This is a genomic window from Arthrobacter sp. 10T425, from assembly GCF_056393985.1.
Genome location: NZ_JBFTGZ010000003.1, coordinates 307,531 through 329,128, shown reverse-complemented (window position 1 = coordinate 329,128; position 21,598 = coordinate 307,531). Strand labels below are relative to the sequence as shown.

The window sequence follows — 21,598 nt, the reverse complement described above, 5'->3', positions numbered from 1 at the left end:
ATGCGTGAACTCCAGGCGAAGATCATCGAGGAAATGGGCGTACAGCCCCGGATCGACCCTGCCGGGGAGGTGCGCAAACGCGTGACGTTCCTGAAGGAATACTTGACGGCCACCCACACCAAGGGCTTCGTCCTGGGCATCTCGGGCGGCCTGGACTCCTCCCTGGCCGGGCGGCTGGCCCAGCTGGCGGTCGAGGAACTCGAGGCCGAGGGCACCGAGGCGAACTTCGTGGCCGTGCGGCTGCCCTACGGCGTCCAGCATGACGAGGACGACGCGCAGGCGGCCCTGGACTTCGTGCGAGCCAAGACCGAATGGACGTTCAACATCTCGGCCGCAGTAGATGGCTTCGAGGACGAGTTCGAGAAGACCGTGGGCACGGAGATCTCCGATTTCCACAAGGGCAACACCAAGGCCCGGACCCGGATGATTGCCCAGTACGCCCTGGCCGGCGAGCACAACTACCTGGTGATCGGCACGGATCACGGCGCCGAGTCCGTCACGGGGTTCTTCACCAAGTTCGGCGACGGCGGCGCGGACATCCTGCCGCTGTTCGGCCTTAACAAGCGACAGAACCGCGCCCTGCTGGCGGAACTCGGCGCACCGGCCCGGATCTGGGAAAAGGTTCCGACGGCGGATCTGCTGGACGGCAAGCCGGGCCGCACCGACGAGGACGAACTCGGCCTGGGCTACGACCTGATCGATGACTACCTCGAGGGCCGTGACGTACCCGATGCCGCTGCCGAACGGATCGAGGCGATGTACCTGCGGACCCGCCACAAGCGCACGGTCCCGGTGACGATTTTCGACACCTGGTGGAAATAGCCTGAGCCGAGAGCCCCGGGCCGGGCTGCAGGCTCGCCCCGCGGGGGTCCAATCACGGGATCAGCACGAGTTTGCCCCGGACATGGCCTGCGCGGCTGATGACCAATGCCCGGGCCGCATCGGTGAGGGGAATCCGCTCCTGGATGCTGAAGCGGAGCTTTCCCCCGGCCGACAGCCGGGCCGCCTCCGCTACCCGTCCGTCCAGCAGCCTGACCGGTGCAATTCCGGCGGCGTTGGCCTCCTTTCCAGGCACTGTGGTCACCGCGGCTCCGTGGCCGCCAAGCAAATGGACCGTCGCCGTCGTCGTCTCCTCCCCGCCAAAGGTGTCCACGACGGCGGTGATGGTGCCCAGTGCGCGGACGCGTTCCACAAGCCCTTCGCCATAGGCCACAGGCACGGCGCCGAGGCCGCGCAAGTAGTCGTGGTTCTGCTCTGAAGCGGTCCCGATGACCCGGGCGCCGAGGTGCCGTGCTATCTGGACCGCCGCCGAGCCGACCCCGCCCGCTGCGCCGTGGATGAGGACCGTGTCCCCCACGCCAATGCCAAGCTGAACCAGCGCCGAATACGCTGTGCCGCCAGCTATCGCGACGCATGCCGCCTGCTCGAAATCGATGCCCGCGCGCTTTGGCGTCAGCTGGTCGACCGGAAAATTGGCCACGGCACGGTGGGCCCCGGAAATGCCATTCCAGATGACGTCGTCACCCACCTCATAGCCGGTCACGCCGGGGCCAACGGCGGTCACGATTCCTGCCGCCTCACAGCCGGGAACTGCAGGGAAGTCCAGGGCAAGGTACGGCTCCAGGTAGCCGGCGACGACTTTCCAGTCCACCGGGTTGACGCCGACGGCGCGGATTCCCACCTGGACCTCGTTCTCCCTCGGAACCGGCGGTTTCTCCTCGCCAACGGTGACGACGTCCGGGCTGCCATAGTGATCGAAAGAGATCTTGGTGTCTTTCACGGGGCTTTGCTCCTTCGGCTCGACGCGCTGCGGCCTGTGCTGCCAGCTTCTGGCACAAGCGGCGGCTGCGCAAGAGTCGCCCGGCAAGTTGAATTGTCCGAGGCAGCCTGAGCCGAACCGGGGCCCGTGACGAGGGTCAGGCGCCTGGCGAGCGGGTCAGCAGCGTGGAGATCCGGTGCGCTTCTTCCAGGAGCAGCCGCCCCAGCTGCGGACGCCGGTCCTCCCGGAAGCGCGGTTCGATGCCGGTCAGGGACAGCGCCCAGGCGGGGCGCCCCCGCTGGTCGAAGACCGCCGCACCCATCCCCCAGCTGCCTTCCAGGACCAGCCCCGGATTGACCGAATAGCCGGCCTGCCGCGTCGCTTCCAGGTTCTCCCTGACCAGTGCTGCGGTGTGCGCGGCCGCAAAGCTGCCGGCATGGGCTGCCCAGTTGGCGAGCAGTTCTTCCTGCTCTTGTGCCGGCAGGAAGGCCATGATGGCGGTGCCGGCGGAGGCGACGCCCAGCGGGAACCGCACCCCCTCGTGCAGCACGAAGGAACGGACCGGGAAGCTGCCTTCTTCCCGGAGCAGGCACACGGTCTCGTTGCCACGGCGGATGGAGAAGAAAGCGCTTTCGCCGGTCTCTTCGGCCAGGCGGCGCAGGCTCGGCCTCGCGATGTCCTCCAAGGGGAAGCGCGCCGAGGCCACGGACCCCAGCAGCAGGATCTCCGGTCCCAGGACCCAGTTGCCGCTGCCCGGGTCCTGGTCCAGCAGCCCCTCGGCCGCGAGCGAGCTCAGCAGCCGGTGCACGGTGGGCCGTGTTAGGCCGGATTCGCGCACGAGCTCCACCAGGGGGCAGCCCTCCGGCTTCCGGCCGACCAGGCGCAGCAGGCCGGCTGCCCGGCTGACCACCTGGGCGCCCTGGACGGGGGTTGTATTCATTGCTTGCCTCACGTCGGCCCGGAACTGAATGATGCTTTCACCCACGTTGCTTTTACCCAATTTTGCCATCAGGTATCCACATAATGGATAGTCCCAAGGGTAGCGTCCACACTGTAAACTCCGCGAGTTAGCGGGGAAACTCCACGTTGACAGTGGTCTGTGACACACCATAGGCTCCTTCTTCAGACATGGAGTCCACAAAGTGGATTGCCGGGGTGGATAGCAAGACGAGCTCAATGAGGAGATGCAATGTCAAAGGTGAAATCCGGGGCAGCGGCCGCTCTGCAGGACGTACTGCGCGACGGCATGACGCTCGCCGTCGGCGGTTTCGGGCTCAGCGGGATCCCCGCTGACCTGATCGAGGCGGTGCGGGACTCCGGGGTGAAGGACCTGACGGTCGTCTCCAACAACATGGGCGTGGACGGCAAGGGCCTCGGGGTCCTGATCGAAGGCGGCCAGGTCCGTAAGGTCATCGCGTCCTACGTTGGGGAAAACAAGCTCTTCGCCGAGCAGTACCTCGCCGGCCAGCTGGAGGTGGAGTTCACCCCGCAGGGCACCCTTGCTGAGCGGCTGCGCGCCGGCGGCGCCGGCATCCCGGCGTTCTACACGAAGACCGGCGTGGGCACCCTCGTCGCCGAAGGCAAGCCGCTGGCGGAGTTCGACGGCGAGACCTATGTCCAGGAGCGCGCCATCAAGGCCGACGTCGCCCTGGTTCACGCCCACACGGCCGACACCGACGGCAACCTGATCTACCGGTACACCGCGCAGAACTTCAATCCGGTGGTGGCTACCGCCGGAGCCGTGACGGTCGCCGAGGCCGAAGTGATCGTCGAGCCCGGCCAGCTGGACCCGAACCACATCATCACCCCCGGCGTGTTCGTCCAGCGCCTGGTCCAGGCCAGCGGCCGCGTCAAGGACATCGAACAGCGCACCGTCCGCCCGCGGCCCGCAGCGGAAGCGGCGGCGGCGCAGGCCGCCTCCGCCGTCACCGTCTAATCCGGCCCGAGCGCCGCCCACCCCGGGCGCGCCGGCGTTGGCGCCCCACCCTTTGCACCCTGACTTTCCAAGGAGAACCACCATGGCCTGGACCCGAGATGAAATGGCCGCAATCGCGGCCGAAGAACTGAACGACGGCGACTACGTCAACCTTGGCATCGGCATCCCCACGCTGGTGGCCAACAACCTGCCCGACGGCGTCCGCGTTGTCCTGCAGAGCGAGAACGGCCTCCTCGGCATGGGCCCGTTCCCCTTCGAGGGCGAGGAAGACGCGGACCTGATCAACGCCGGCAAGCAGACCGTCACGGTCCTGCCCGGCGGCAGCATCTTCGACTCCGCGACGTCCTTCGGCATGATCCGCGGCGGCCACGTGAAGGTCGCGATCCTCGGTGCCATGCAGGTCTCCGGTGCCGGCGACCTCGCCAACTGGACCATCCCCGGCAAGATGGTCAAGGGCATGGGAGGCGCCATGGACCTCGTGGCCGGCACCCCGCGCGTCGTGGTCCTGACCGAGCACAACGCCAAGGACGGCAGCGCCAAGATCGTCAAGGAATGCACGCTGCCGCTCACCGGGCTCAGCTGTGTGGACCGCATCATCAGCGACCTCGCGGTCTTCGACCTTGTGAAGAATGAACACAAAGCAGGCGGCGGGCGGAAGCTCACGCTCAGGCGCCTCGCGCCCGGCGTCACCGTGGAGGAAATCCGCGAAAAAACCGAAGCCGACTTCGATGTCGCGCTCGAATTTGAAGGAGCGACGGCATGAGCCTCAAAGACCAGTTCGGCAAGGACGTCCTGCTCACCGGCTGGGGCCACAGTCGGTTCGGCAAGCTGAGCGAAGAAACCCTGGAGTCCCTGATCGTGCAGGTCGCCACCGAGGCGATCGGCAACGCCGGGATCGAGCCCGGCCAGATCGATGAGATTTACCTCGGCCAGTTCAACTCCGGCATGATGCCGCTGGCCTTCCCGTCCTCCCTCGCACTGCAGGTCTCGGATCAACTGGCCAACGTTCCCTCCACTCGGGTGGAGAACGCCTGCGCCTCCGGCTCGGCCGCATTCCAGCAGGGCACCAAGTCCCTGCTTGCCGGCACCGCGAAGACCGTCCTGGTGATCGGCGCCGAAAAGATGACCCACGCCGGGGCCGACGTCGTGGGCGCGGCCCTGCTCGGCGCGGACTACGACATGGCCGGCAAGCCCTCCACCACCGGGTTCACCGGGCTCTTCGCGGAGGTCGCGAAGCACTACGGCAAGCGCTACGGCGACAGCAACGGAAAGCTCGGCGACGTCCTGGGCACCATCGCGGCGAAGAACCACCGCAACGGCGTCGACAACCCCTACGCCCAGCTACGCAAGGACCTCGGCGAGGAGTTCTGCCGCACCGTCTCGGACAAGAACCCGATGGTGGCCGATCCGCTGCGCCGCACCGACTGCTCCCCCGTCTCCGACGGCGCCGCCGCCGTCGTCCTCAGCGTTGCCCCTACCGGCGGGGCAACCGCCCCGGTGCGGCTCGCCGGCTTCGGCCAGGCGAACGATTTCTTCCCCGCCGAGCGCCGGGACCCGACCGAATTCGCCGCCACACGCGCCTCCTGGCAGCGGGCCCTGGGGATGGCCGGCGTCGGGCTGGAGGAGCTCGACTTCGCGGAAGTCCACGACTGCTTCACCATTGCCGAACTGCTCATGTACGAGGCCATGGGGCTGACCGAACGCGGCCAGGGCGCCCGGGCGCTGGAAGAAGGCTGGGTCTTCAAGGACGGCAAGCTGCCGGTAAACGTATCGGGCGGGCTCAAGGCCAAGGGCCACCCCGTCGGCGCCACCGGCGTCTCCCAGCACGTCATCGCCGCGATGCAGCTCACCGGGACCGCCGGCGACATGCAGCTGGCCAACCCGCGCCGGGCCGCGGTGCAGAACATGGGCGGCGTGGGCATCGCCAACTACGTCAGCGTGCTCGAAGCCCTCTAAAGCAACGCGGGTCAGATACAGCCCATGCCGGGCGGCTTGATGGGCCGTATCTGACCCCGCGTTGCTTGTCCTCGCCTACGTGGCCGGCATGCCACGGGACTAAACTCGTTCCCAGCCCATCCACCACAATGCGAGGAGCACCCATGCGCGCCACCATCATCCACGGTCCCGGCGACATCCGAGTCGAAGACCGCGACTACCCCACCCTCCAGCTGCCCACCGACGTCATCGTGAAGGTCACCGCCTCCTGCGTCTGCGGCTCGGACCTCTGGCCGTACCGCGGGGTCAAGCCCACCCACAAGCCGTCCGCGATCGGGCACGAGTTCATCGGGACGGTCGAAAGCATCGGCGACGACATCAAAGACCTCGCCGTGGGCGACTACGTGATCGCCCCGTTCGTGGTCAGCTGCGGCGCGTGCCCGCAGTGCCTCGACGGCGTCACGGTCGCCTGCGACCACCTCGCCGGCTGGGGCGGCAAGGATGACACCGGCCACGGGATCGACGGCGGCCAGGGCCAGGCCGTGCGCGTACCGCTCGCCGAGTCCACGCTGGTCAAGGTCCCGGGCGTCACCGACCCGGACGACGCCCTCCGCGCCAGCCTGCTCACGCTCTCAGACGTCATGGCCACCGGCCACCACGCAGCCCTCGCGGCCAAGGCCGGTCCCGGCCGGACGGTCGTGGTGGTCGGCGACGGTGCCGTCGGGCTCTGCGGCGTCCTGGCCGCCAAGCGCCTCGGCGCGGAGCGGATCATCGCCATGTCACGGCACGCCGACCGCCAGGCGATCGCCCGCGAATTCGGGGCCACGGACATCGTCGCCGAACGCGGGGACGAGGGCGTCGCCAAGGTCCGCGAATTGCTTGGCGGTGTGCTCGCCGACTCCGTGCTGGAGTGCGTGGGGACCAAGGAATCCATGGAACAGGCCCTGCACAGCGTCCGCCCTGGCGGCGCCCTCGGCTTTGTCGGCGTCCCCACCGGCGGCGCCGAAGCCCCGCTGCGCTTCCTGTTCGACACCAACATCTCGATCGGCGGCGGCATGGCCCCGGCCAGGACGTACATCCCGGAACTGCTGGCGGACGTGCTGAACGGCACCATCAATCCGGGCCGCGTGTTCGACTCGGTCATGCCGCTTGAGGAGGCACCCGAGGCCTACCGCGCGATGGACGAACGGCGCGCCATCAAGGTCCTCCTGACCCCCTAGCCGGGATCTCGACGGCGGCCGCGCTTGCACCCGCGCGGCCGCCCGCGCCGGCCTAGCTGTACTGCTAGCTCCCGCCCTTGCACGGGCAAGGACGAGGGTCTAGCGTGAAGCGCATCAGCATCCGCCGCCGTCAAGGGAGCCGTCATGGCCAGGTTCGTGCAGATCATCGAATTTCAGACCTCCCGCATTGAGGAGATCGAGCAACTCGGCCGGCCCTCCAGGACGGAGGGAACCACTGCCCCGACCTTCCGCCGCATCATGGCCACCGCAGACCGCGACCGCCCCGGAACGTACCTCACGATCGTGGAATTCGACTCCTACGAGTCGGCCATGGAGAACTCCAACCGGCCCGAGACCTCCGAATTCGCCGCGCAGATGGCCGCCCTGTGCGACGGCCCTCCGGTCTTCCGCAACCTGGATCTTATGTGGGAAGACACCGGCGAGGCCGACGCCGGCCAGTAGGCCGGCAGGCTCGCTTGGCGGAGGTGCCGCCGCGCCGCCGGACTCAGGACCCGGAGGCCGCCCGCGGCTTGAATACGTGGCGTGAACACGTGGATTGAAGACGCGGACAGGACGTGGGAGCAGGGAAATGGGTTCTGCAGATGGCAGGGCGCCGGAAAGTCTCGTCATGGATCTCAGCGCACTGGGTTCCGCTCCCCTGCCGCTCGTGGGCGGAAAGGCCCTGAACCTCGGCAAGCTCACGGCCGCCGGATTCCGCGTACCCCGTGGATTCTGCCTCACCACGGTTGCCTACCGAAAGGCGGCCCCGGCCGAACTGGTCGCGCTGGCGGCCCGGCTGGACGCCGCGCGGCCCGGCCCTTCGAACGATGACGAAACAGACAACGGCGAACCAGGCGACGGCGGCTCCCGCCCCGGCCAGCCAGGCCGCCCCGGGTTGGCCCGGCCCGGACCGGACCTGGGCGAACTGGCCCGGCAGGCGCGGGAAATGATCGTGACCGCGCCGATTCCCGCCGACGTCGATGCCGCCCTTCGCGGCGCGTATGCCGCGCTCGGCAGCCGGGCCACAGTGGCGGTCAGGTCCTCCGCCACCGCCGAGGACCTGCCCTTCGCCAGCTTCGCCGGCCAGCAGGATTCCTTCCTGAACATCTCCGGAGCCGACGCCGTGGTCGAGTCGGTCCGGCGCTGCTGGGCCTCACTCTGGACCGAACGGGCCGTGGCCTACCGCGCCGCCAACGGGATCAGCCACCGTGAGGTGGGGCTCGCCGTCGTCGTCCAGGACCTCATCACCGCCACCAGCGCCGGCGTGCTCTTCACCGCCAATCCCGTGACGGGCACCCGGACTGAAACGGTCATCGATGCGAGCGCGGGGCCCGGCCAGGCGGTGGTCTCCGGCAGCGTGAACCCGGACCATTTCGTCGTGGATACGGCCACGGGACGCATCCTTCTCCGTTCACCGAAGGGGACGGCAGTCCGGCGGCGGCCGAGCCTGGACGACGCCCGGATCAGCGAACTCACGGCCCTCGGCGATACCGTCCAGCGGCTGTTCGGTACACCCCAGGATGTGGAATGGGTGATCGACGCAGCGGGCAGGATCTGGGTGACCCAGTCGCGGCCCATCACGACGTTGTATCCGCTGCCGGAGCCTGCGGCCGCCGAACCGCTCGGCGCGGAGGCAGGGGCCGACGCCGACCCCCGCGTCTACCTGTGCGGCACCTTGCTCCAGGGCCTGACCAGGCCCCTGACCCCCATGGGGCTCTCCGTGCTGGGCTCAATGCGGAACCGCAACGGGCCGTGGCGGTACGTCAACCCGGGATTGCGGATGTATGTCGACGTGACGCCCATGGTGCGCAACAGGTACGGCCGCCGCTACCTGCTGCGGATGCTGCCGCTGGCGGACGGCAGGTCCGGCGCGGTTTTTCCGGCACTCCTGGATGACCCGCGGTTCGGCGTGCGCAAACGGCCGTCCCGGCGGGCACGGCACGGTGCAGCGGGCAGGCTGGCCCCCCGACAGGCGGGGACTGGCAGCGGCGCAGCGGGCAATAGCGCAGGGCGCGATCCCGGAACCATGGCCGGCCTGGGCCTGACGGTCCGGCTGCTTCCGTCCCTGGTGCGGGCCGCGGTGCGGCCGTCCGCCGAACTGCGCCGCGCCTTCGATTACGGAAATCGACTTCAATCCGAGCTTGTCCTGCCGGAGCCGGCCACCACTTTTGGCCGGCTCGATCACGCCCAGCGCATCCTGGAGAACACCGTGGACGGGCTGATCCTGGCGACGCTGCCCGGACCGTCCGTTGGGTACCTCATGCTGGCCGGGGCGCGCAGGCTGCTGCGCGGCATCGCGGCACCGCGGGAACTCGAGGCCGTGTTGCGGGGTCTGCCCAACAATGTCACCACCGAGATGGACCTCGAGCTCTGGCAACTGGCCGTCACCATCGGCGCGCATGCCGCGTCCCGGGAGGTGTTCCTGGCCCACGGGCCAAGGGAACTGGCCGCCCTGTACCAGGCCGGCTCGCTGCCCGCAGTGGCACAGACCGGCCTGCACGGGTTCCTGGACCGCTACGGCCACCGCGCCGTGGCGGAGATCGACCTTGGCATGCCGCGGTGGTCGGAGAAGCCGGACCATATCCTCGGGATGATCTCGAACTACCTTCATGTGGCCGACCCCGAGCAGGCGCCCGACCGGCAGTTCGCCCGCGCCGAGGAACATGCCGAGGCCAGGATCCGCAGCCTGGTGGAACGGACCAGGGTCCGGAGCCGGATCCGTGCCCGGCTGGTGGAATTCTGCCTGCGCCGGACCCGCCAGCTGTCCGGACTGCGCGAACTGCCCAAGTTCTACATCATCCTCGCCCTCGCGGAAATGCACCGCCAGCTCAACGCGATCGGCATCGAGCTGGCCCGGTCCGGTGCGATCGCCGCCGCGGACGACGTGTATTTCCTGGAATTCGACGAGGTCCGTGTGGGTTTGCGGGGTGCCGACCTCAAGGGCATCGTCGCGGGCCGCCACCGGATCTACGACGTCGAACTGCGCCGGCGCCGGATTCCCCGGCTCCTGCTCTCCGACGGCACGGACGTCGAGGCGGCCGTGATGGCCAAGTCCCCCGCTTCCGGCGCCCTCGCCGGGACACCGGCGTCGGCCGGCACCGCCACCGGAACGGTCCGGGTCATCCTGGATCCGGTGGGCGCGCACCTTGAGCCCGGGGAAATCCTTGTGGCACCCTCCACCGACCCCGGCTGGACGCCGCTGTTCATGACGGCCGGCGCCTTGGTGATGGAAATGGGCGGGGTGATCTCGCACGGCGCCGTGGTGGCCCGCGAATACGGCATCCCGGCGGTGGTGGGCGTGCCGGACGCGACCACCCGTTTGCGGACCGGTGAGACCGTGACCGTGGACGGATCGGCCGGAACGGTGCGGCAGGTGGATTCCCCGCTCTCCCCTGCGACGGCCGCCGGCAGCCTGGCTGGCTGAGCGTGAACCTCCGGACCGGCCGGCGCCGGGCCTTCGAATTGCAGCGGGACCTCCGCCACGCCGCCAGCAGGGGGCTATGTTAGCTAGATGGCGTCTGCCGGCAGTAACGCACAGGGCGGCCCGGTTCCCGAGGGCTTTGGTTCGGGGCTGGTGGACGATGCCGCCCGCCGGGACGCCGCGTTGCCCGACTTCGACTGGGCCGTCCTTCCGGCAGGCGTGATGCGCGGTGAGTTCGAGGCACCGAGCGGGACCTTGGCGACGATCGCTGCCGGAGATCCCGGGAAGCCGCGCGTCCTGCTAGTCCCGGGCGCGACCGGCTCCAAGGAAGACTTCATCCTCATGCTGCCCGAGCTCGCCGCGGCCGGATACTTCGTCCTCAGCTGCGACATCGCCGGGCAGTACGAATCCGCCCGGGCCGGGCCCGAAAACCTCGTTCCGCCCCGGAATTGCTACGACTACGAGCTGTTCCGCGACGATCTCCTGGCCATGCTGGACACCGATCAAGGCGCGGTGCACGTCGTGGGGTATTCCTTCGCGGCGGTGGTTGCCCAGCTGGCGTTCGTCCAGCGGCCAGAAAAGTTCCGCAGTCTGACCCTCATCAGCTGCCCGCCGGAGCCGGGGCAGAGCCTCCGCTACGTGCGCCTGGCTGGCTGGGTCAGCTGTTGGGTCACCTCCAGGGTCGGCACCGCATTAATGATTTGGGGCATCCGCAGCAATATTGCCCGGGTGGCGCCGCAGCGGCTGCGGTTCGTCAGGAGCCGGTTCGCGTTCACGCGCCGCGCCTCGGTGGTCGACATCATCGGCCTTATGAAGCACACCCCGGATCTGCGGCGGGTGCTGGCGGCCGCGACGCTGCCAAAGCTTGTCGCAGTCGGCGAACACGACCTCTGGCCGCTGGCGTTGCACCGGAGCTTCGCGCAGTCGATCGGTGCGCGGATTTCGGTCTACCGCGCGGGCCACAGCCCGTCCGAGACCTCGCCGTACCAGATCAGCCGGGACCTGATTGCGCTCTTCGACGCCACCGTCTCGGCCTGACGAAAGCGGCCGGCCGGGACGAAGACCCCCGTCAGACCCTTGCACCGCGGCCCGTCGCACCGTACGTTGGGGACAGCGGACGAATGTCTCCGCAGCCGTTGGCCTTATGGCCGCCGGAGATCAGCAGCATTTCAGAAGGATAAAGGCATGGCTACAGGCACAGTTAAATGGTTCAACGCCGAAAAGGGTTTTGGCTTCATTGCCCCGGATGACGGGTCGGCCGACGTTTTCGCCCACTACTCGGCAATCGCTACCAGCGGCTACCGTTCGCTGGACGAGAACCAGAAGGTTGAATTCGACGTCACGCAGGGCCCGAAGGGCCCGCAGGCTGAGAACATCCGCCCGCTCTAAGTACTCCGGAAAAAGCCCCGGCCGCCTGGCCGGGACACTTTCCCCGAAGACCACAACGCCCCTCCGGAGGATTCCTCCGGAGGGGCGTTTGTGTTCGAGGCACTTGTGGCCTTGCGCCTGCCGCCGGGCGCGGTCTCAGCCGACGTGAACCCACGGACGCCGGGTGACGTCCGGCTCGGCCTCGCGCAGCACTTCGCGCGTCACCGGGGCGATCTCGCCTTCGCCGAAAGCCAGGAACCGCAGGAGGTTGGTGAACGGGTTTCCCTCAGTCCAGCGGAAGTAGATGTGCGGCATCAGCCCGGTGACGTCGCGGATGTGCAGCAGCACGGAGGCGATCGTGTTCGGCACAACAGGTCCGTGGACCTCCAGGATCTGGTACCCGTGCCGGCTGACCCCGCGGACCTCGAGCGCGGTCTCAAAGTCGGAGGAGTCGTCCACCACCACTTCGAGGAACAGTGCCTGGGAGTCCAGCGGCAGGTGGCTGACCTCGATCGCGGACGTGAGCTTGTCCAGGTACGCCTGGGCAGTGAGACGCAGCGGCTCGTGGGCGATGATCGCGATCGGGCCGGATTCATTGGCGGCCAGGAATTCCAGGGCCGGGGTGTCCATCCGCACATGCGTGGCATGGAGCTCGAAGGAGCGCCGGATGCGCGAGAGCAGGGAGATCACGATGATCCCGATGATAAAGAACGCGGCGATCCGGATGCCTTCGGGCCGCTCGAAGATGTTGACCACCGTGGTGTAGATGAACACGACGGCAATGATGCCGAACCCGATGGTGCGCTTGCGCTGCTGTCGGCCGCGCGCGGACAACGTCACGGCAATCGCCGCCGACGTCATCAGGACCAGGACACCGGTGGCGTAGGCACCGCCCTGGGCATCGACGTCGGCGTCGAACAGCCAGGTGATCACGAACCCCACCAGCGTGAACACCAGGACCAGCGGCCTGACCGCCCGGGCCCATTCCGGGGCCATGCCGTACCGGGGCAGATAGCGCGGCACGAGGTTCAGCAGCCCGGCCATGGCGGAAGCGCCGGCAAACCACAGGATGGCAATGGTGCTCAGGTCATAGACGGTGCCGAATCCGTTTCCCAGGTACTCGTGCGCGAGATAGGCCAGCGCGCGGCCGTTCGCCTGCCCGCCCGGCTGGAACTCCTGCGCCGGGATCAGCACCACCGTGGTGAAGCTCGTGGTGACAAGGAACGCACTCATGATCAGGGCCGCCGTCGTCAGCAGCCGGCGTGCACCCTTGATCCGGCCCTCAGGGTTCTCCTCGGTGTCCTTGACGTGGCCGCGGATCTGCGGCATCACGGCGACGCCGGTCTCGAAGCCGGACAGGCCCAGGGCCAGCTTGGGGAAGACCAGCAGCGCGATCCCCACCACCATCAGCGGGCTCCCGTGCTGGGTGGTCAGGGCCAGCCACCAGTTGTCGACCGCCACCGGGTGCTGCAGGACCTCGATGATCGTTGTGATGACCACGACGACGTTCAGCCCGAGGTAAATGCCCACCAGGACGACGGCGACGCCGATCGCCTCCTTGAAGCCGCGCAGGAACACGGCAGCGAGCAGGGCCAGGAAGACCAGCGTGACCGCGACGTTCTGGCCTTGGATCCAGTCGGGGGCGAACGGGTTCTCGATCGCGTGCGCTGTTGCGTCCGCAGCGGAGAGCGTCATGGTGATCATGAAGTCGGTGGCGGCGAAACCCAGCAGCACCAGGACGAGCAGTTTCCCGCCCCACCGCGGCAGCAGCCGCTCCAGCATGGCGATGGACCCTTCGCCGCGCGGACTTTCGCCGGCCACCCGGCGGTACACCGGCAGTGCGCCCAGCAAGGTCACGGCGACCAGGACCAGGGTGGCCAGCGGCGAAATCACGCCGGCCGCGAGCGCGGCGATGGCGGGCTGGTAGCCCAGCGTGGAGAAGTAGTCCACGCCGGTCAGGCACATGACCTGCCACCATGTGTGTTTCTTCAGGTGGCTGTCGCTCACGGCCCCGGGCCCCTGGTGGATTCCCTTGGCGTCCTGGAGGCCGAACAGCAGCCAGTTCTTGAAGTGCTCCCCGGCGTCGGGCCGCGGCGCCGAAGGGTCTGCCGGTGGCCGGCTGAGGGTAGTCATGTAGTCCTTTCCAGGCGACGCATCGCGCCGCTTCCGTCCGCGAGAGTACCAGCGCACGCAGCCGTCACGACCGTCCGGCCAACAATCCTGATGGTTCCTTAACGCCCACGGCGAGCCGCCACATTAAGAGAACGCAAATTTATGGCCTGCCGGCATATGGAAAGCATTAAGGACCGTCCCGAGGGGCGTCGCCGGTGATGTTATGAAGCAAGAGGACGCTGCAGCCACGGTGGCCGCAATCCGATCCCCAGCAGGAGCCAAACAGCATGAACACCACGTCCCGGCCGGCACACGACACGCCCGACCTTCCGGCCCGTGGCGGCACTGCCCCGGATTTCGTCGCCGTCGATGACAGCGGGGACTTTTCCTATCACCGGTCGGAACAGGACCTGCTGGCGGCGTTTGAGTACGTCGGGGAAGCCGCGTGCATCATCGACCGCAGCGGCAGCGCCTACCGCCTCGCCCTGGATCCGAACCGTCATCTGGTCCTCGGGCCCTCCCGCGGCCAAGTGGAATTCCATTGGCTCCGCCACGCATGGCTGGACGCACAAGGCGCGCATCCCGAGGGGCATCGGCTCCGCCGCTTCTACCCCGCCACCAGGGACGAAGTGGTCTCGGACCTGTTCGAAACCCTCGCCCTGGAACGCGGGACAGCCCCGGCCGGGGGCGCCTGGTCTCTCGACATCGACGGCCTTGCCTCGCACCCGTCCGGCATCGAGGACATCGACGTCCAGCTCCGGCGCCAAGACGTGCTGGCGCATGCCCACGTGACAGACCCGTTCGGACACCTCTACCGGCCCGCACGGCACCGCAGGCACTGGTATCTGCCGGCTGCCGCCGGTTTCATCCTCTACATCGAAATCCCCGCCCCCGCCGCAGCCCGCTGAGACCGGTGCCGCCGCCGGCGGGCCGGTGTTAAAGATCCGTCAAGATCGGCCCCGGGGCGGGAGCCGCTCCCGGCTCCGGTGTTATCGTCGGCAGTAAACACGATGGTGGGCATCGCGCGGAGAGGCATAGATGACCACGATGAGCAGGCCGCCTTCGGATCCCTCAGCGGCACGGCCGGGAGCCGGGGACAACTTCAGGAAATGGCTGCTGTTCGGCCTCCAGGACGCCAAGGGTATCCATCAGGGGCCCGGGGCCGTGAGCGACAGCCACCTGAAGAAGCACTCGTGGTGGCAGGTCATGTGCCTGACCGGCGTCGATTACTTCTCCACGCTGGGCTACCAGCCGGCCATTGCGGCCCTGGCCGCGGGCGTGATTTCGCCGCTGGCCACGCTGGTCCTGGTTGCCGTGACCTTGTTCGGCGCACTGCCGGTATACCGCCGGGTGGCCGGCGAAAGCCACCGCGGCGAGGGATCCATCGCCATGCTGGAGCGGCTGATGCCGCGTTGGGGCGGGAAACTGCTCGTCCTGGTGCTGCTGGGTTTCGCCGCCACCGACTTCATGATCACCATGACGCTTTCCGCTGCGGACGCAACAGCGCACGCGCTCGAGAACCCGTTCGCCCCCGCCTGGATGCAGGGCCAGAACGTCGCGGTCACGCTGTTCCTGCTGGCTCTGCTCGCCGCCGTGTTCCTGCGCGGTTTCAAGGAGGCCATCGGCGTCGCCGTCGTCCTGGTGGGCATTTACCTGGGCCTGAACGTCGTCGTGGTAGTCACGACAATATTCGAAACATTGACCCACCCAGTTGCCGTGGACGACTGGTGGCTGGCCCTGACCACCCAGCACGGGAGCCCGCTGATGGTGGTGGGCATCGCGCTGCTCGTCTTCCCCAAGCTGGCCCTGGGCCTGTCCGGGTTCGAGACCGGCGTGGCCGTGATGCCGCAGATCCAGGGACGCCCCGGTGACACGGAAGAGAAACCGGCAGGCCGAATCGACGGTGCCCGCCGGCTGCTGACAACTGCCGCCGTCATCATGAGTGCCTTCCTGATCACGACCAGCTTCACCACGGTGGTCCTGATCCCAGCGCAGGACTTCGAACCCGGAGGCCCGGCGAACGGCCGCGCCCTGGCCTACCTCGCGCACGAATACCTGGGAAACGGATTCGGCACCGTCTACGATCTGAGCACCATCGCCATCCTGTGGTTCGCCGGCGCCTCCGCCATGGCCGGGCTGCTGAACCTCGTGCCGCGCTACCTGCCCCGGTACGGCATGGCCCCCGGGTGGGCAAGGGCCGTGCGCCCGCTGGTCCTGGTGTTCACCCTGGTGGGGTTCCTGATCACCTGGCTGTTCGACGCCGACGTCGACGCCCAGGGCGGCGCTTACGCCACAGGCGTCCTGGTCCTGATGACCTCCGCCGCGGTGGCGGTGGCACTGTCCGCCCGGCGCGGGAAACAGCGCAAACGCACTATCGGGTTTGGCGTCATCGCCGTCGTGTTCATCTACACCACGGTGGCCAACATCATCGAACGGCCCGAAGGCATCCGGATCGCCGCGTTCTTCATCGGGGGCATCATCGTGATCTCCCTGCTTTCCCGCATCCGGCGCTCCTTCGAACTCCACGCGACCCATGTCCACATGGACCGGAAGGCATTGGAGTTCATGTCCGCCAACCTGGAAGGTCCGATCGCCATCATCGCCCACGAGCCGTTGCGGCTGAGCCCTGAAGCCTACCTGGACAAGCTCACGTCCGCGATCGAGGTCAGCCACCTCCCCGTGGACTACCAGGCGCTGTTCCTCGAAGTCGTCGTGGACGACTCCTCGGACTTCGAGACCGCGCTCGAGGTCCACGGGGTCACCCGGCACGGGTACCAGATCCTGGAGGTCCACGGGCCAGTTGTGCCGAACACGATCGCTTCCGTACTGCTGCACATCCGCGACGTCACCGGGCTGATGCCGCACATCTACTTCCGCTGGACCGAAGGCAACCCGGTCACCAACCTGCTGCGCTTCCTGGCCTTCGGCGAAGGTGAAATCGCCCCGGTCACGCGCGAAGTGCTCCGCGAAGCCGAACCGGACGTCACCAAACGGCCCTGGGTCCACGTCGGCTAATGGCCGCGGGACGGCGCGCTTTCCGCGCCCGTTAAGACTGCGTCAAGATCGGCCGTCCGGGCGTTAAGAAACCATCAGGAACCGGTTATTTCGCTCTTGGCAGGGATTGACTTTCAGTAGCCCCGCAAACGGGGCGCGGATGAAAGGAACCTGCAATGGCCGACCTGGCTGTTATCGGAATCCTCATGGTGTCCATGGGGTTCGTCATGTGGATCGGCCACGTCCTGGCCGGAATGGTCGGCAGTGCCGCTGACCGGCCGGAGAGCGGCAAGTGAGCGCCGACGCGATCATGTGGCTCGTTCTGTTGCTGGCCGGGTTGTGCCTCTTCGGCTACCTGCTGGCCGTCCTGATCCACCCGGAAAAGTGGTGAGCGGATCATGACGTTCAACGCTGCATCCTTTGCTGCCCAGGTGGCGGCCCTCCTCATCGTTCTGGCGGCCGTGCACAAGCCCCTGGGCATCTACCTGGCCCGGGTTTTCGAGGGCAAAACGTCATCCCGGCCCGAGCGCCTCTTCTACCGGCTGGCCGGGGTCGACGCCGACACCGAGCAGACTTGGTCCGTCTACCTGCGCAGCGTTCTGGCGTTCTCGGCCGTGTCCATTCTGGCCGTGTTCGGCCTCCAGCGGCTGCAGGGCGTCCTGCCGGGCAGCGGATCCCTGCCCGGCGTGGATCCTTGGGTGGCCATGAACACGGCCATTTCGTTCGTGACCAACACGAACTGGCAGACCTATGTACCGGAGACCACGGTAGGCATCTTTGTGCAGATGGCCCTGCTTGCGGTGCAGAACTTCCTTTCTGCCGCCGTCGGGATCGTCGTCGTTATCGCCCTGATCCGAGGCATCGCCCGGACCCGCACCGACCGGCTGGGCAACTTCTGGGTGGACCTGGCCCGGACCTCGTTCCGGGTCCTGTTGCCGATCGCGTTCGTCGCGGCTGTGGTGATGGTCCTCGGCGGTGTGGTGCAGAACTTCTGGCCTACGGACGTCGTCAACCAGGCGTCCGGGGTCAGCCAGACCATTCCCGGCGGTCCCGTCGCCTCCCAGGAAGCCATCAAGATCCTGGGAACCAACGGCGGCGGCTACTTCAATGCCAACTCGGCCCACCCGTTCGAAAACCCCAACGCCTTCATCAGTCTTTTTGAGGTGTTCCTGATCCTGCTCATCCCCTCGGCGTTGCCTTACGCCTACGGCCGGATGGTGGGCGACCAGAAGCAGGGCTATACGGTGGTCGCCGTGATGGGCACCCTGTGGCTGGCTTCGATTTCGCTGATGGGTTGGGCCGTGGCTGCCGGGCAGGGAACGGCGACAGCGGCCGCCAGCGGATTGGGCGAGGGGTTTGAACAGCGCTTCGGCCCCGTGCCAAGCGCGATCTTCGCTACCTCCACCACTCTGACCTCCACCGGCGCCGTCAACGTCGCCCACGATTCGCTGCCGCCGCTGGCCGGCGGAATAGCCATGGTGAACATGATGCTCGGCGAGGTCGCTCCCGGCGGAACCGGTTCCGGGCTCTACGGCCTGCTGATCCTGTCGATCATTTCCGTCTTCATCGCAGGTCTCATGGTCGGGCGCACCCCGGAGTATTTGGGCAAGAAGATCGGCCCGACGGAAATGAAGCTCGCCGCCATGTACATCCTGGTCACCCCGACCCTGGTGCTGGCCCTGTCCGGAATCACCGTCCTGCTGCCGGACATCATGGCCAACGCGCCAGCAACCGGTCCCCACCAGTTCAGCGAAGTGCTCTACGCCTTCACGTCCGGGGCCAACAACAACGGCTCCGCGTTTGGTGGCATCACCACCTCCGGCCCCTTCATGTCGGTCATGCTGGGCCTGGGCATGCTGCTGGGCCGGCTCCTCCCGATTGTCCTGGTGCTGGCCCTGGCCGGCTCCCTCGCCCGTCAGGGCAAGGTTCCCGCCTCCGCCGGCACCGTCCCCACCCACGGCCCACTGTTCGGCTCGCTGCTGCTCGGCGTGACAGTGATCATGACCGCCCTGAGCTACTTCCCGGCCCTTGCCCTCGGACCCCTCGCAGAAGGACTCCTCAAATGACCCGGTCTCACACGGCATTAGCCACGGACACCGACGCCCAGACCTACGCCGACGGCAACCCCCTCGGCACCCCCGGCGAACACAAGCACCACACCAAGGCCCCGGCAAAACTCACGTTCGCGTCCGTCCTCGCGGCCCTGCCGCTCGCGGTCCGCAAACTCTCCCCGCGGCAGATGATCCATTCCCCGGTCATGTTCACCGTGCTGGTGGGGGCTGGCCTGTGCACGGCGATCTCCCTGTACCGGCCGTCGGTGTTCGGCATCGCGGTCACCGCCTGGCTGTGGCTCACCGTCCTCTTTGGCACGCTGTCCGAATCCATCGCCGAGGGCCGGGGCAAAGCCCAGGCCGACAGCCTCCGCGCCAGTCGCAAAGGCGTCCAGGCCCGGCTCCGCCAGCCCAACGGCACCACCCGGGACGTGCCCGGCACGGAGCTGCGTCTCAATGATGTGGTGATCTGCGAGGCCGGGGACGTCATCCCCTCGGACGGCGAAATCATCGAAGGCCTGGCGAGCGTCGACGAATCGACCATCACCGGCGAATCAGCCCCGGTGATCCGCGAATCCGGCGGTGACCGGTCCTCCGTCACCGGCGGCACGAGGGTCCTCTCGGACCGGATTGTCATCCGCATCACGGCCGAGCCTGGACAGACTTTCATCGACCGGATGATCAAGCTGGTGGAGGGCGCCGTGCGGCAGAAGACTCCCAACGAAATCGCGCTGCACGTCCTGCTGGTGTCCCTGACCATCGTGTTCCTGGCCGTGACGATGTCTCTGGCACCGTTCGCCGCCCTGGCCGGCGCCACGCCGTCTCCGATCGTGCTTGTCGCCCTGCTGGTCTGCCTGATCCCCACCACCATCGGCGCCCTTGTCCCGGCGATCGGCATCGCCGGCATGGACCGCCTGGTCCAGCACAATGTGCTGGCGACCTCCGGCCGTGCCGTGGAGACCGCCGGGGACATCACCACACTGTTGTTGGACAAGACCGGAACTATTACCTACGGCAACCGCCGCGCCGTCAATTTCTTCCCCGCCAGCCATGTGGAGCGGACCCGGATGATCGAAGCGGCCCGGGTCTGCAGTCTGGCCGATGAAACCCCCGAGGGACGCTCTATCCTGGACCTCGCCGCGGACAAGGGCGTGACCGGGTCCGATCTGGCCACACTTGAACGCTCCTCCGGCAATTTTGCCGTGGTCCCCTTCAGCGCCAGCACCCGCATGAGCGGCCTGGACCTTGACGGCCGGCAGATCCGCAAAGGCGCTGCCACCACGGTGGCGGCATTCGTTGCCGACTTCGGCGGGCACACCCCGGCGGAGGTCGACCACCGGGTACAGGAAATCTCGGCCCAGGGCGGCACCCCCCTGCTGGTCGCCCAGGTGGACAAGGACGGCCGGGCGGACATCCTGGGAACCATCCACCTCGCCGACGTCGTCAAACCCGGAATGCACGCCCGCTTCGCCGAACTGAGGCAAATGGGCATCCGGACCGTCATGATCACCGGCGACAACCCCATCACCGCCAAGGCCATCGCCGCCGAGGCCGGCGTCGATGACTTCCTGGCCGAAGCAACCCCGGAGGACAAGCTCGCGGTCATCAAAAAGGAACAGGCCGCAGGCCGGCTCGTGGCCATGACCGGTGACGGCACCAACGACGCCCCGGCCCTGGCCGCGGCGGACGTCGGCGTCGCCATGAACTCCGGAACCCCGGCCGCGAAGGACGCCGCGAACATGGTCGACCTCGACTCCGACCCCACCAAACTCATCAACATCGTCGGCATCGGCAAGCAGCTGCTCATCACCCGCGGCGCCCTGACCACCTTCTCTGTCGCCAACGACGTCGCCAAGTACTTCGCGATCGTCCCGGCCCTCTTCACCGCAGCCTTCCCCGGGCTCGGACTGCTGAACATCATGGGCCTGGCCACCCCGGCCTCAGCCATCCTGTCCGCAGTGATCTTCAACGCCCTCATCATCATCGCCCTGGTGCCGCTGGCTCTGCGCGGGGTCAAATACCGTGCCGTCTCCGCCAACCAGGCGCTGGCGCGGAACCTGCTGATCTACGGGCTCGGCGGCCTGATCGCACCATTCATCGGCATCAAAATCATCGACCTCATGATTTCCCTCATCCCCGGAATCGGCTAGGAACACCCCCATGAACGCACTCACCGGCTACCTCCGCCAGGCCGGCACCGCACTGCGGTTCCTGCTCTTTGCCACACTGGCCCTCGGCGTCGCCTACCCGCTGGCCGTTTTCGGCATCGCACAGCTCATCGCGCCATATCAGGCGAACGGCTCCATCATCAAGGACGCCGCCGGCGACCCGGCCGCGTCTGCCTTGATCGCCCAGTCATCCGCTAACGACGCCGGCGCTCAGGACCCGCGCTGGTTTCACCCCCGGCCCTCGGCCGTGACGTGGGACCCGGCGTCGTCCTCGGCCACCAACTTCGGGCCCAACGATCCGAAACTGCTCGAGGCCGTCGCCGCGAACCGGGCCGCCGTCGCCGCCGCTGAAGGCGTGGATGCGGCAGCGGTGCCGGCCGACGCGGTGACGGCCAGCGGTTCCGGACTGGACCCGGACATTTCACCCGAGTACGCCAAACTGCAGCTTGCGCGGGTGGCAGCAGCGAACGGCCTCAGCACCGACGCCGTTGCCTCCCTGGTGGAGCAGCACACCAGCAGTGGGTTAGTCGCGTTTCTCGGCCAGCCGTCGGTCAACGTGACTGCCCTCAACCTCGCCGTGGCGGCGGCCGCGCTGCCGTCGCAGCCGGCACAATCCAAGTGAGAGAATGACGGC

General features: G+C 67.7%; 18 protein-coding genes. 15 read left to right on the top strand and 3 right to left on the bottom strand.

The genetic code is table 11. The annotated features are described in order from the left end of the window. Positions 1-822 carry an ammonia-dependent NAD(+) synthetase gene (nadE, locus tag AC1DDH_RS05780; RefSeq protein WP_026539367.1) on the top strand — a complete coding sequence of 274 codons (822 nt, stop codon included), beginning with the start codon at positions 1-3 and terminating at the stop codon, positions 820-822. Positions 823-874: 52 nt separating this feature from the next. Here the strand turns inward: nadE and AC1DDH_RS05775 are convergent, their stop codons facing one another. After that, a complete protein-coding gene (locus AC1DDH_RS05775; RefSeq protein WP_476955011.1) occupies positions 875-1,780 on the bottom strand; it encodes an NADP-dependent oxidoreductase in 906 nt (301 codons plus the stop codon). Positions 1,781-1,916: 136 nt separating this feature from the next. Continuing rightward, positions 1,917-2,699, bottom strand: a complete 783-nt coding sequence (locus AC1DDH_RS05770) for an IclR family transcriptional regulator (protein WP_230010098.1) — start codon at positions 2,697-2,699, stop codon at positions 1,917-1,919. A gap of 249 nt (positions 2,700-2,948) precedes the next feature. On the opposite strand from AC1DDH_RS05770, the gene AC1DDH_RS05765 reads away from it, so the two are divergent. The 8 genes from AC1DDH_RS05765 (at position 2,949) to AC1DDH_RS05730 (ending at position 11,660) form a co-directional block, all read left to right on the top strand. Continuing rightward, complete coding sequence (locus AC1DDH_RS05765; protein ID WP_476856213.1) at positions 2,949-3,695, top strand: CoA transferase subunit A; 747 nt, start codon at positions 2,949-2,951, stop codon at positions 3,693-3,695. Positions 3,696-3,777: 82 nt separating this feature from the next. Beyond that, positions 3,778-4,458, top strand: coding sequence for a CoA transferase subunit B (locus tag AC1DDH_RS05760; protein ID WP_476851826.1), 681 nt, complete (start codon positions 3,778-3,780; stop codon positions 4,456-4,458). Next, the gene (locus AC1DDH_RS05755; RefSeq protein ID WP_476851827.1) at positions 4,455-5,651 is read left to right on the top strand and encodes an acetyl-CoA acetyltransferase; all 1,197 of its coding nucleotides are present in this window, start codon (positions 4,455-4,457) and stop codon (positions 5,649-5,651) included. Before AC1DDH_RS05760 ends, AC1DDH_RS05755 begins: the two co-directional genes overlap by 4 nt. A 143-nt stretch (positions 5,652-5,794) precedes the next feature. Continuing rightward, positions 5,795-6,850, top strand: coding sequence for a zinc-dependent alcohol dehydrogenase family protein (locus tag AC1DDH_RS05750; protein ID WP_476851828.1), 1,056 nt, complete (start codon positions 5,795-5,797; stop codon positions 6,848-6,850). A 144-nt stretch (positions 6,851-6,994) separates the two neighbouring features. Beyond that, complete coding sequence (locus tag AC1DDH_RS05745; RefSeq protein ID WP_079552423.1) at positions 6,995-7,312, top strand: hypothetical protein; 318 nt, start codon at positions 6,995-6,997, stop codon at positions 7,310-7,312. Positions 7,313-7,478: 166 nt separating this feature from the next. Next, positions 7,479-10,274: a PEP/pyruvate-binding domain-containing protein gene (locus AC1DDH_RS05740; protein ID WP_476955010.1), complete on the top strand. Its 2,796-nt coding sequence runs from the start codon at positions 7,479-7,481 to the stop codon at positions 10,272-10,274. Positions 10,275-10,361: 87 nt separating this feature from the next. Next, complete coding sequence (locus tag AC1DDH_RS05735; protein ID WP_476955009.1) at positions 10,362-11,309, top strand: alpha/beta fold hydrolase; 948 nt, start codon at positions 10,362-10,364, stop codon at positions 11,307-11,309. Positions 11,310-11,456: 147 nt separating this feature from the next. Further along, complete coding sequence (locus tag AC1DDH_RS05730) at positions 11,457-11,660, top strand: cold-shock protein (RefSeq protein WP_009357211.1); 204 nt, start codon at positions 11,457-11,459, stop codon at positions 11,658-11,660. Between the two features lie 135 nt (positions 11,661-11,795). Here the strand turns inward: AC1DDH_RS05730 and AC1DDH_RS05725 are convergent, their stop codons facing one another. After that, positions 11,796-13,772 (bottom strand): APC family permease, encoded by a 1,977-nt coding sequence (locus AC1DDH_RS05725; RefSeq protein ID WP_476874320.1) that lies wholly within the window; start codon positions 13,770-13,772, stop codon positions 11,796-11,798. 266 nt (positions 13,773-14,038) lie between these two features. On the opposite strand from AC1DDH_RS05725, the gene AC1DDH_RS05720 reads away from it, so the two are divergent. The 6 genes from AC1DDH_RS05720 to kdpC all read left to right on the top strand — a co-directional run bounded on the left by AC1DDH_RS05720 (position 14,039) and on the right by kdpC (position 21,586). Beyond that, the gene (locus AC1DDH_RS05720; RefSeq protein ID WP_476932035.1) at positions 14,039-14,659 is read left to right on the top strand and encodes a hypothetical protein; all 621 of its coding nucleotides are present in this window, start codon (positions 14,039-14,041) and stop codon (positions 14,657-14,659) included. Positions 14,660-14,789: 130 nt separating this feature from the next. Beyond that, a complete protein-coding gene (locus tag AC1DDH_RS05715; protein WP_476856205.1) occupies positions 14,790-16,766 on the top strand; it encodes an APC family permease in 1,977 nt (658 codons plus the stop codon). 271 nt (positions 16,767-17,037) lie between these two features. Next, complete coding sequence (locus AC1DDH_RS05710; protein WP_344361134.1) at positions 17,038-17,136, top strand: potassium-transporting ATPase subunit F; 99 nt, start codon at positions 17,038-17,040, stop codon at positions 17,134-17,136. Positions 17,137-17,143: 7 nt separating this feature from the next. Next, on the top strand, positions 17,144-18,811 hold the full coding sequence (kdpA, locus tag AC1DDH_RS05705; protein ID WP_476955008.1) for a potassium-transporting ATPase subunit KdpA: 1,668 nt from the start codon (positions 17,144-17,146) through the stop codon (positions 18,809-18,811). Beyond that, the gene (kdpB, locus tag AC1DDH_RS05700) at positions 18,808-20,946 is read left to right on the top strand and encodes a potassium-transporting ATPase subunit KdpB (RefSeq protein WP_476874318.1); all 2,139 of its coding nucleotides are present in this window, start codon (positions 18,808-18,810) and stop codon (positions 20,944-20,946) included. Before kdpA ends, kdpB begins: the two co-directional genes overlap by 4 nt. A gap of 10 nt (positions 20,947-20,956) precedes the next feature. Continuing rightward, positions 20,957-21,586: a K(+)-transporting ATPase subunit C gene (gene kdpC, locus AC1DDH_RS05695; RefSeq protein WP_476955007.1), complete on the top strand. Its 630-nt coding sequence runs from the start codon at positions 20,957-20,959 to the stop codon at positions 21,584-21,586. Positions 21,587-21,598: the final 12 nt, after the last annotated feature.